Origin of the sequence: Clostridium sp., from assembly GCF_030532265.1 — a bacterium.
Lineage (GTDB): Bacteria > Bacillota > Clostridia > Clostridiales > Clostridiaceae > Clostridium.
Map to the genome: position 1 here is coordinate 15,288 of NZ_JAUNLM010000012.1, position 12,028 is coordinate 27,315.

General features: G+C 27.5%; 11 protein-coding genes and 1 riboswitch. Of the genes, 3 read left to right on the forward strand and 8 right to left on the reverse strand.

All coding sequences use genetic code 11. The features are described 5' to 3' along the window. Window positions 1–281 precede the first annotated feature (281 nt). On the forward strand, window positions 282–1,370 hold the full coding sequence (locus Q4E08_RS04560) for an ATPase (protein WP_303128922.1): 1,089 nt from the start codon (window positions 282–284) through the stop codon (window positions 1,368–1,370). Window positions 1,371–1,480: 110 nt separating this feature from the next. On the opposite strand, the gene Q4E08_RS04565 is transcribed toward Q4E08_RS04560, so the two are convergent. From Q4E08_RS04565 to Q4E08_RS04595, 7 genes are all read right to left on the reverse strand, one after another. Further along, complete coding sequence (locus Q4E08_RS04565) at window positions 1,481–3,580, reverse strand: UvrD-helicase domain-containing protein (protein WP_303128972.1); 2,100 nt, start codon at window positions 3,578–3,580, stop codon at window positions 1,481–1,483. Between the two features lie 38 nt (window positions 3,581–3,618). Then, window positions 3,619–5,730: an ATP-dependent zinc metalloprotease FtsH gene (ftsH, locus tag Q4E08_RS04570; protein ID WP_303128923.1), complete on the reverse strand. Its 2,112-nt coding sequence runs from the start codon at window positions 5,728–5,730 to the stop codon at window positions 3,619–3,621. A gap of 26 nt (window positions 5,731–5,756) precedes the next feature. Further along, window positions 5,757–6,272: a signal peptidase I gene (lepB, locus tag Q4E08_RS04575; protein WP_303128924.1), complete on the reverse strand. Its 516-nt coding sequence runs from the start codon at window positions 6,270–6,272 to the stop codon at window positions 5,757–5,759. After that, entirely contained in the window at window positions 6,265–6,486 is a 222-nt protein-coding gene (locus Q4E08_RS04580; protein ID WP_303128925.1) for a DUF3006 domain-containing protein, read from the reverse strand. The genes lepB (Q4E08_RS04575) and Q4E08_RS04580 overlap by 8 nt, the downstream gene beginning before the upstream one ends. Before the next feature lie 298 nt (window positions 6,487–6,784). After that, window positions 6,785–7,291: a signal peptidase I gene (gene lepB, locus Q4E08_RS04585; RefSeq protein WP_303128926.1), complete on the reverse strand. Its 507-nt coding sequence runs from the start codon at window positions 7,289–7,291 to the stop codon at window positions 6,785–6,787. Window positions 7,292–7,323: 32 nt separating this feature from the next. Continuing rightward, window positions 7,324–8,619, reverse strand: coding sequence for a diaminopimelate decarboxylase (gene lysA / locus Q4E08_RS04590; protein ID WP_303128931.1), 1,296 nt, complete (start codon window positions 8,617–8,619; stop codon window positions 7,324–7,326). A 149-nt stretch (window positions 8,620–8,768) separates the two neighbouring features. Further along, a riboswitch (Lysine riboswitch) is annotated at window positions 8,769–8,938 on the reverse strand. A gap of 79 nt (window positions 8,939–9,017) precedes the next feature. Then, window positions 9,018–9,698, reverse strand: a complete 681-nt coding sequence (locus Q4E08_RS04595) for a hydrolase (RefSeq protein ID WP_303128932.1) — start codon at window positions 9,696–9,698, stop codon at window positions 9,018–9,020. A 185-nt stretch (window positions 9,699–9,883) separates the two neighbouring features. On the opposite strand from Q4E08_RS04595, the gene Q4E08_RS04600 reads away from it, so the two are divergent. Together Q4E08_RS04600 and Q4E08_RS04605 are read left to right on the forward strand one after the other, a co-directional pair. Next, entirely contained in the window at window positions 9,884–11,137 is a 1,254-nt protein-coding gene (locus Q4E08_RS04600) for a DUF1576 domain-containing protein (RefSeq protein ID WP_303128933.1), read from the forward strand. Further along, window positions 11,127–11,474 (forward strand): hypothetical protein, encoded by a 348-nt coding sequence (locus Q4E08_RS04605; protein WP_303128934.1) that lies wholly within the window; start codon window positions 11,127–11,129, stop codon window positions 11,472–11,474. Before Q4E08_RS04600 ends, Q4E08_RS04605 begins: the two co-directional genes overlap by 11 nt. Before the next feature lie 47 nt (window positions 11,475–11,521). Here Q4E08_RS04605 and Q4E08_RS04610 read toward each other — a convergent pair whose 3' ends face one another. Then, entirely contained in the window at window positions 11,522–12,016 is a 495-nt protein-coding gene (locus Q4E08_RS04610) for an NAD(+) diphosphatase (protein ID WP_303128936.1), read from the reverse strand. Window positions 12,017–12,028 lie beyond the last annotated feature (12 nt).

Consider the following 12,028-nt stretch of genomic DNA (forward strand, 5'->3'; position numbering starts at 1 on the left):
ATCATTGTATTATAGGGGGCTATATGATAAATAATATTAATATTCTTTCTAATATAACTAATGCAAAACCTAGTTTTGTGAGTTGGTTTGTAATCTTATTTTTACTGGCTGTATTGGTAATTGGTATTAGATATTATTTTGCCAAAAAGCAATAAAAAGGACAGGAATTCTGTCCTTTTTTATTTTCATAACTATTTTAAAACATAATTCCCTAATAGTAACAAATAAATCTATACAAATATATAATGTATTACTGAAATATTTTATGAGAAGGTGAAATAATGGACACAACTCAAAATCGTCATATGTTTCTAGGTAATAATACACCAAAAGGTTTTTATTCCCTTTTTAAATATTTATTATCTCAAGAAGATGCCAATAGAATTATATGTCTTAAAGGTGGACCTGGAACTGGAAAATCCTCTCTTATGAAAAAACTTGCCTTCCACTTTAAATCTAACGGATATACAGTTGAGGAATATCACTGCTCATCTGATGATCAATCATTAGATGGTGTCTTAGTTAAAGAACTAAAAGCAGCAATTTTAGATGCAACTTCTCCTCATATGACAGACCCACGTTCCCCTGGAGCTATAGATAAAATTATTGACTTAGCTGTCGCTTTAGATAACAAAAATATATCTAAATATAAGAATGAAATTATATCCCTTAGTAATCAAATAAGTGAATGTTTTTCTAGAGCTTATACATTTTTTAACGCTGCAAATTCAGTATATTTGGATTGGCGAAATATAAATAAATCATCTGTAAATAAAGACTTATTATTAAATCTTGAAGAAACAATTAAGTCAGCAGTTTTACCTATTAAATCATCCAATACACTTGGAGGTGAAAGACATCTTTTTGCTACTGCTTTTACTCCAAATGGAATAGTTTCTTTTAGTGAACTTCTATCAAAATCTTTAACAAAATTATTTGTACTTAAAGGTGAACCTGGTCTTTATAAAAGTGATTTATTAAAATCATTAGGAATTTCAGCTCAAAAGCTTGGTTTATATGTTGAGTACTACCATCATCCTCTTTTACCTGATGAATTAGAGCATATAATAATACCTTCAGAAGGAATAGGTATATTTAGTGAAAATGAATTATCAAAAATAAAATTAAATGCAACTGTTTTTGATTTATCCTCCCTTTGTGATAGAAATATATTAGCAAATTATAAAGAAGAATTAGACTTTGATAGAACTGAATTTGATATACTTCTTAATAAAGGTTTATCTTTAATAACAGAAGCTAAACTTACACATGATAAGCTTGAAAAAATATATGTTTCTCACATGGATTTTAATTTAGTAAATAAAATTTATAATGATATAATAATAGATTTTGAAAAGTTTAAAAATTAAATTATCTTTAAATAAACTTAAATCCTAATTAATCTTTAACTGTTTAATATTATGATGGATTATAATTATAAGCAAAAAAAAGATTGCGTAAATTTACGCAATCTTTTTTGCTATTTGTTTATCTGTTTTATAACTGATAATCTATGAAGGGCCCTAGTACACATTATATATTTTACAAGATTTGGAGTGTCTGTGTCATCCTCTAAAATGATTACTCCATCAAATTCTAATCCTTTTGCAAAATATGCTGGTATTAAAACTTTTCCGCCTCTATATATTATGTCATTTCTATCAAATGTAAGTATTTTAACTTTTTCTTTGAGTCTATGAGATAAATTTTTAAGCTCATCTTTTTTCTTAGTTATAACAGCTATACTTTCAAGACCTTCTTCTTCATAATCTTCAATTATAGAAGTTATAGTATCTATAGTTTCTTCAATATTTTCTGTTTCTTCTTCAAGAACGGACTCACCACTTCTTACTAATGGTACAATTTTCTCCTCATCTAAGAATTTACTTGCATATTCCATTATTTGTTGAGTTGATCTATAACTTTTATTTAAACTAAATTCCATTACATTATCTAATATTTCATTTAATTTAAGCATTGCTGGAACTTCTTTTGTATCAATAAGCCTTTGATTACTATCTCCAACTATCGTATAACTCTTAGCTCCTGTTAATTCTTTTAATACTATAAATTGAATATAATTATAATCTTGAGCTTCATCAATTACTACGTGCTTATATTCTTTTTTAGTTTTTTTACCATTTAACTTTATCATTAAATAAAGTATACCTGCAAGATCCATAAAGCCAAGATTATCAGTATTTGTAATTTTCTTATATATACTTACTGTATCTTCATTATTAAGCCATTCATTTAATCTTTCTCTTGCATTAATAACTTCTCTTACTATTTCTCTTATTCTTAGTCTTCTAGTAAAATCTAAATTATTTTTTTCAAAAATAAGTTCATCTTCTGTAAGAGCGCTTATTTTTTCTTGTATTTCTTTATTTAACTTCCAAACATACTCATCTCTTTTATCTTTTATTTTAGAAATAAGTATTCTTTTTATTTTATCACTTCTTCTAAATAAAGGCATATAAGCATAATGTTTATTAAATAATTCTCTTATTTCATCTTTTGAAACTATTTCTTCTCCAAAGAATTTTACACTATCTAAAGAAAAATAATTTTCATTCATTTCTTCTATGGAATCATCTAGTTTTCTTACAAATTCAAATGAACTCTTATACTTGTATTCTTTTAAAGCTTCTTCGTTACCTTTCATAGCTTCTTCTATATAATAAGAAAACTCTGTTATAGGTTCATTAATTCCTATTTCTTTAATTGCAAAAGCTTCAAAAGTCATATTATCTACTCCATCTTCACCAAGTGATGGAAGTACACCATTTATATAATCCATAAATATATCATTTGGACCAAGTATTAAAACTTTATCTCCAAATTGTTTTCTAAAATTATATAAAAGATATGATATTCTATGAAGAGCTATTGTTGTTTTTCCTGAACCCGCAACTCCATTTACAACAACAGCTTTATCCTTTGGAGCTCTTATTATTTCATCTTGCTCCTCTTGTATTGTCATTACAATATCTTTAAGTTTCTCACTTGAATTACTTGTTAAAACCATTTGAAGTATTTCATCTTTTACATCTATTGCTGATTCAAATACACCTTTAAGTTCTCCATTTTTTATTACAAGTTGTTTTCTTGATAGTATATCAGCAGATATCTCTCCAGATGGAGAAGTATATGAAGATTCACCAACATTTCCTTTATAGAATAATGAAGCTATAGGAGCACGCCAGTCTACAATGACTGGCTCATATGTTCCTTCTCTTGTAAGTCCAAATCTACCTATATAAATTTCTTCTGGAGAATCTCCCTCTTCTATAAAATTTATTTTTCCAAAGTAAGGTGATTCCTTCAAAATTGTGTATTCCTTAAGCTTTTTATCTATATTTTTAAAAGCTTCCTCTTTTACATAAGCTTCATGGTCAAAGTATTCTAATACTTTATCCTCATCATCCCTATATTCTTCTATTACTTTTTTTCTGTAATCTATAATATATTCTGTTATATATTTTCTTTTTTCTATATAACTTAAAATCTCTTCATTTATTATATTTAATGTGTCATTTAAATGAGCTTCTTCCATAAGGAAATCTAGGTTGTTTTCCATATTATCTATATCTCCTTCCAAAATAGATTGTTACTCACCTATTTACCATCTCTATTATTCTCATTACTTGTTGATTTTTCTTCATTTTCATTGCTTAATTTTAAATCTTTTTTTTCATTATTAGAAGAATTTAAACTCTCTTTGTTTTGCTCTAAATTTTCTACTATTGTAGTAGAAACCTTAGTAACAGCTATTTCATCCTTTGCTTCTAATTTTTCTGTTGATAATATTGAAGCTTCCTTTTTAGAATTTTTTCTACTTTCAGCAAGCATCTTAGCTTCTTTTCTAGCTTGTTCTTTTATTCTATCTTCTTCTTCTTTTTTAATTCTCATTTCTGGATATTTTTCATAAACTATTTCCATAAATTCATCTCCAAAAATAGTTTCCTTTTCAAGAAGAACATTTGATATTTTATCTAAAAGGTCTCTATTATCTTTTAGTAAAGTTCTTGCTTTCTTATGAGCTTCCTTTATTATATTAAGAACTGCTTTATCAACTAAAGTTGAAGTTTCTTCACTACAATTTCTAACAGCCCTACCATCTAAATATCTATTTTGTATTGATTCAAGAGCCATCATATCAAACTCTTCTGTCATACCATACATAGTTACCATTCCTCTAGCTGTTTGAGTTGCTCTTTCTATATCATTTGAAGCTCCTGTTGATACAAGATTAAATACTTCTTCTTCAGCTGATCTACCACCAAGCATTACAGTTATTTGATTCATAAGCTCTTCCTTAGAAATTAGGTATTTTTCTTCTTCAGGTAATTGCATAGTATATCCAAGAGCTCCCATAGTTCTTGGAACTATTGTAATTTTATGAACTGGATCTGCTCCATCTAAAAGAGCTGCAACTAAAGCGTGACCAACTTCATGGAAAGCAACTGCTTTCTTTTCTTTTGGTGAAAGTATTCTATCTTTCTTTTCTTTACCTGCTATTATATCTTCTACTGCTTCTCTTAAGTCATCTTGAATAACTTCTTTTCTACCTTCTCTAACAGCTCTAAGTGCTGCTTCATTCATGATGTTTGCAAGGTCTGCCCCAACTGCACCAGGAGTACTCTTTGCTATTTCTTCTAAATTTACGTCTTTTCCAAGCTTAATATCTTTTGCATGAACTTTAAGTATAGCCTCTCTTCCTGGAAAATCTGGTCTATCAACTATAACTCTTCTATCAAATCTACCTGGTCTAAGTAATGCTTTATCAAGTATTTCAGGTCTATTTGTAGCCCCAAGTATTACTATACCCTTTGATGAATCAAAACCATCCATTTCAGCCAATAACTGATTAAGTGTTTGTTCTCTTTCATCATTACTTTGAAGTTGACTATCTCTACTCTTACCAACAGCATCAATTTCATCTATAAAGATTATACAAGGAGCTTTTTCTTGAGCATCCTTAAATAATTCTCTAACTCTTTTAGCTCCAGCACCAACAAACATCTCAACAAAGCTTGAACCTGATATTGAGAAAAATGGTACCTTTGCTTCTCCTGCAACTGCTTTTGCTAGTAATGTTTTACCTGTTCCTGGAGGTCCAACTAAAAGAACTCCTTTTGGTAGCTTAGCTCCTATTTCAGTATATTTACTAGGATCATTTAAGAAATCTATTACCTCTTCAAGAGATTCTTTAGCTTCTTCTTGTCCTGCAACATCCTTAAATGTTACGCCTATTTCATCTTCTAAATAAACTTTAGCATTATTTTTTCCAAGTGACATCATTCCGCCACCCATTTTACCTGCCATTTTTGAGAATATTACTTTCCACATTATAAACATGAATAAAAATAATAATCCATAACTTACTAAGAAGTCAAAAATAGGTGATTGTTTAGGATTTTTTCCTGTTACGTCAATTCCTGCTGAATTTAATTGTTTAAGTAAGTCATTGTTTGGTATATTTGCTGTATATAAAGTCTTTCCTTTGTATTCACTCTTATCATTTGGTGTAATAATTAAATTCTCAGTAGTTATTACAACCTTTGAAATTTGTTTATCCTTCACCATTTGTTGGAATGAAGTATAACTAATCTCTTTGTTCATTGATGTCTCTCTAATGTAATTAAAGGACATTATAATTGCTAAGGCTATTAAAAAATATATAATCCCAGCCTTATTTTTATTTTGTTTTTGGTTTTCTGGCTCCATACAATCCACCTCTCTTTTCCTTATAATTATTGTAAAAATCCTATCTCATTGAAAGGATATATTTTAACTTGTGCTTTACCTAATATTTGATCTCCATTTATATATGGATTCTTCCAAAATCTAGCATCATTTGAATTTGCCCTATTATCCCCTAAGAAAAAGTACTTACCTTCTGGAACCTTAAATGTTCCATAAAACTCCATAGGATTTTTTACATATGGTTCATCTAACTTCTTGCCATTTACATAAACAGAAGTACCATCAAATCTTATTTCATCTCCTGGAAGTCCTATAAGTCTTTTTATAACTATCTCATCAAGTTCTTTAGAGTTAAAAACTACTATATCACCTCTTTTTAAATTTTCTGGCTTATAAACTTTTGTTACTAAAAGCCTATCATTTACATTTAAAGTTGGTGCCATTGATGAACTTGGTATATAAACTCTAAATATTAAAAATCTATTTATTAATATAGCTAATACAACAGCTATAATTATTGGTATAATCCAATCTTTAAAAAAATTTAACTTAGTATTATTCATCCCACATTCCTTCCATTAATTCACTAATATACTTTTTTCTTTTAATGGTTTCTTCTTCACTATAATAGTATTGATTATTTTCTTCATATACTACATCACCACTTTTTAACTTTATAGAAAATTCATTTTTAGGAACATTTAATATTTTATTATCTAAAGACTGTAAAATATAATATCGTCCTTCACTTCTATCAACTACATAAATTTTTCTCATAAATGCATTATATACCTGTTTAACCTTTCCTAAATATTGATATTAAATTAAATTTAATTATATCATACTTTTTTGACAAATTTATTTCATGAAATTTAAATTTTTATATTATATTCTTGTCCTTTTTTAAATACTTTTAATCTTATTTTCACATTATATCATATGTAATTTATATTTCAATATTATACAATATTAAATACCACTTAAGTATTTTTTAATAACAAAAATAAACGAATAAACTAATTAGTTTATTCGTTCTAAATTACATTAAAATCTTTTAATATTATTAAATAAAATGTTATTTTATACTTCCAAATTCCCTTATTGGATATATTCTAAGTTGTGCTTCACCTTTTATATCTTCCTTTGGAATATATGGATCTTCCCAATACCTTGAGTCAGCTGAATTTTTTCTATTATCTCCTAAGAAAAAATATTTACCTTCTGGAACTTTGAACTCCCCAAAAAAACCATCTGGATTTTTCACATAATCCTCTTGAATAAATTCTCCATTAATATAAAGTTCATTTCCTCTTACATCAATTTCATCTCCTGGAAGACCTATAAGCCTCTTTATCATAATCTCATTTTTTTCTTTATTTTTAAAGACTATGATATCCCCTCTTTTTAAATTGTTAAAATTATAAACTTTTGTTACTAAAAACTTTTCTCCTACTTTTATAGTAGGTTCCATTGATGATGTAGGAACTTCTACTTTAAAAATTAAAAATTTGTTTATTAGTAAAGCTAATATTACAGCTAAGATAATAGGACAGACTATGTCCGTAATAAATTTTTTTCCCATACTTTTCCCCACTTTATACCCTTCAGTTAAATTTAAATTACTTCATTTTTAATTATATCATCATAGCTCTCTCTTTTACATATAATTTTAATTTTTCCACCTTTAACCATAACAACTGCTGGCTTTGGAATCTTATTGTAATTATTAGACATTGAATAACCATATGCACCCGTTGACATAACTGCAAGAACATCTCCACTTAAAACAGATGGTATTTTTATTGCATTTAATAATATATCACCAGATTCGCAACACTTTCCAGATATAGTTACTTTCTCTTTAGCATCATATATAACCCTATTTGCAACTATACATTCATATCTAGCCTTATATAATGCTGGTCTTATATTATCAGTCATACCACCATCTACAGATACATATTTTCTAACTGATGGTATATTTTTTATTGAGCCTATAGTATATAATGTTATTCCTGCATTTCCAGCTATTGACCTTCCCGGCTCTATAATAAGTATAGGTCTTTCCAATTCTAAATTTTTGCAAACTTCATCTACTTTATTTATTATAGCATTACAATATTCCTCTATTTCTCTTGGTTTATCTTCATCACTATAATATATTCCAAATCCACCACCTAAATCTAACTCTTTTATTATATATCCAGTTTCATTCTTAACTCTATTTATTAAATTAAGCATTATCTCAGCCGCATCTTCGTAAGGAGTTATTTCAAATATTTGTGAACCTATATGACAATGAAGCCCAAGTAAATTTATGTTTTCCAATTTTATAGCCCTTTTTATAGCATTTATTATATTATCTCCTACTGGTGCAAAACCAAACTTAGAATCAATTTGTCCTGTCTTTATATATTCATGTGTATGTGCCTCAATCCCTGGAGTAATTCTTAAATAAATATCTTGCTTTCTTTCATAATCTCTAGCAATTTTATTAAGCTGTTCTATTTCAAATAAATTATCCACTACAAATGTTCCAACACCAAGTTTTACACCCATTTCAATTTCTTCTAATGTTTTATTATTTCCATGAAATAATACTTTTTTTAATGGAAAATCAGCTTTATATGCTGTATATAATTCTCCACCTGAAACAACATCTAAACATAAGCCTTCTTCCTCTATTATTTTACACATCGCTAAAGTTAAAAATGCTTTTCCAGCATATGCTACCTTATTACCTCTATTTTCACAACTAAAGGCCTGAAAATACCTTCTACAATTTTCTCTAATTAAATTCTCATCCATAACATATAAAGGAGTTCCAAACTCTTCAACTAACTTTGTTGTTTTTATTCCTCCAATTACTAAAGTATTTTCTTCAGTCCTCATATTACCAAATAGTTTCATTTAAATTCCTCCAATTCATTTAAGTAAAACAAAACGTCACAGGAAAATTCCTGTGACGGGTAATAACGTTATAACATTAAGGTATTATAATTACAAAAACTTAAGCCTAAAATTAATATATTCTAAACTCACTTATATAGTAATTTAAAAATCCTTGTAGCTCTCCACGTTATGTGACAGTTATGCATATATTATATACATACCCAGAAAAATTATATTTGCATTATAATTTAACTTCGGCCAATCATCCTTTCATCCTTATTCATAGTCTGCAAAACTCCTAAAGATTACTCTTAATCTCGGCACCTCTACCCTAAGATTTGTTCTTTCCTAATATATTATTATTTTTTATTATTTATGATACTATAAATTTATTTAAATTTAAAGTCTTTTATACATTAATATTCTTTTTCTCTATAAATATTCATTAAATCTCCCATTATCTCTGCTGATGATGGTGGTGTATAACTTATTGCATTAGCTCCAGCTTCTATTGTTTCTAATATACTTTCTTCAGTATTTCCTCCAGTTGCAATTATAGGAACTAAAGGATACTTTTCTCTTATTTTCTTAACAATTCTAGCTGTATTTTTTCCACCTGATACATTTAATATAGTGGCACCTGAATTTAATCTTTCTTCTATATCTGTATCTTCTGATACAACTGTTACAACAACAGGAATATCTATTGTTTTTCTTATCTTTTTTATTACACTGTTTGTTGTTGGTGCATTTACAACTATCCCTATTACTCCTTTAAATTCAGCATCTAATGCTAAGTTTATAACTCTCCTACCTTGAGTTATTCCACCTCCAACTCCACAAAACACAGGAACATCAGCTGCTGTTATTATAGCCTCAGTTATTTTTGGTTGGGGGGTGAAAGGATATACTGCCATTATTGCATCTGCATTTGTATTTTTTATCATGGCAACATCAGTTGAAAACATTATTGATTTAATTCTCTTTCCAAATATCTTTATTCCACTACACTTTCTTATTGCAGAAGGTGCTTCAATTATATGATTTCTAAATGTTCCTAATATTTCTGGAACATATTTTTCATTATCCTTACTCATTTTTATCCCTCCAAAAACTTACATTGCTTTGCTTTACAACTTATTATATAACCAACTTCCATTAATTAAAATATTTATTTTTGATAAATAAAAAATATTTATTCATTTTATAGATAAGTATGTATTATTTGTAATATAATGTTTACAAATAATATTGATTTATAAAAGGCGGTGTTTTTTTATTTATGCTTCAACTAAAAAAATTTTTTCTCCCGTACAAAATCTTAATTTCAATATATCTATTTTTTATACTTACTGCTTTTACTATTAATTCTCCTAAAGAAATCTTTATAGGATTAAAAAACATAATATTAACACCTGATATTCTAATAACTGATTATATTCAAATTGCTGGCATTGGTGCTACATTAGTAAATGCAGCATTGACAAGTATTATAAGTATTTTTATATTAGTAGCTTTAAAAATTAAACCTAATGGCTCAACTATAATGGCATTATGGCTTATGACTGGCTTTTCTTTCTTTGGCAAAAATATAATTAATATATGGCCTGTTATGTTTGGTGTTTATCTATATTCCAAATATCAAAAGCAACCTTTAATGAATTATTCCTTAGTAATGTTATTATCAACAACTCTAGCCCCAACTGTTACTCAACTTAGTTTTTCATCTAATAATCTATTGCTAGGTATTACTTTAGGGTCATTAATAGGAGTATTTACAGGATTCCTACTAACTCCTATAGCAACTCATTGTATTTCAGCTCATGGAGGCTATAACCTTTATAATATAGGCTTTGCTTGTGGACTTCTTGCAACTCTTCTTATGTCCATTTTTAGAATATTTGGAATAGACTTTAAAACTCAATTAGTTTGGAGTACCGGAAACAACACATTTCTTTTTATATTTATGCTTATAATATCTATTTACTTAATTTGTATTGGACTCTATTTTGGAAAAGATCATAAAAATAACTTAAAAAAAATAAATAGTTTTTCTGGAAAACTTGTATCAGATTTTTATATTTTATTTGGAGAAACATCTTATATTAATATGGGAATAATAGGTATTTTCTCAAGTATATACTTATTATTATTTGGTGGAGACTTAAACGGTCCAACAATTGGTGGTTTATTTACTATAATAGGTTTTGGCTGTTTTGGAAAACATATAAAAAACATAGTACCTGTAATGATTGGAGCTACTATATGTGCTATTATAGGAGTTAATGATATATCTGATCCTGGAATTCAACTCGCAATACTATTCAGTACTTGTCTTGCTCCTATATCAGGTAAATTTGGTTGGAAATATGGAATACTAGCAGGTATACTTCATGTTTCATTAGTTACAAATGTAGGATATTTACATGGTGGGTTAAATTTATATAATAATGGACTTGCAGGTGGATTTGTAGCAATGATTTTAATACCAATTATAACAACATTCAAAAGGGAGGTTTACACAAATGAAATTTAATGTAGAAAAAAAACTTAAGATAATTAATGAAATTATGTCATTTTGTTATCACTTAAATAGTACTGACATTAATGTAAACGTAAAAACTATAGAAAATACATCTGTTATTTTAATAAAGGCAAAAATTGAAAATTTATCAGATGAAACTTTAATGAATTTAACTCAAACTCTTAATATTCCACGCCAACATGAAGTTGAACAATACTATTGGCATTTAGGAGGAAATAATGAATTTGACTCTGAATTATCTTTAGTTGGTATGATGGTAGATAGTGCAACTATTTCTTATGATAATAATATATTAGTTATAGAACTTAAAAGAATTGAAAATTATTAAAAAATCCACATAACTATATCAAACTATAGTTATGTGGATTTTAATTGTTATAAATTCATACTTTCTAATATCTTTTTAACTACTCTTTTCCCTATCTTATCTTCTTCCATTTGAGATATAGCATCATTTATGTTAACCCATTCAATTCCTTCTACTTCATCTGATTTTTTTATATCACCACTATCATAATCAGCCATAAATGTTATCATAAATAAATCTTTATCTTTAACAAAATCAGAACCTAGATATTTTATATTTTTTATTTTTATTCCTGTTTCCTCAAGAACTTCTCTATAAACGGTATCTTCTGCATACTCATTTTGACCTACATATCCAGATATTAATACTTTTGAATTTTTATATATATAACTTTGTTTTAATAAAAGAATTTCTTTTTCTTTCACTACTCCAACCACTATACAAGGTTTTGGAGTATCAAAATATAATGTATCATCTATTGGACAATAAGGTACATATCCCTCATCCCAACAATTAAACATCTCTAATTCCCTACCACACTTTGGACAAAACTTATATTTCATATATAACTCCCT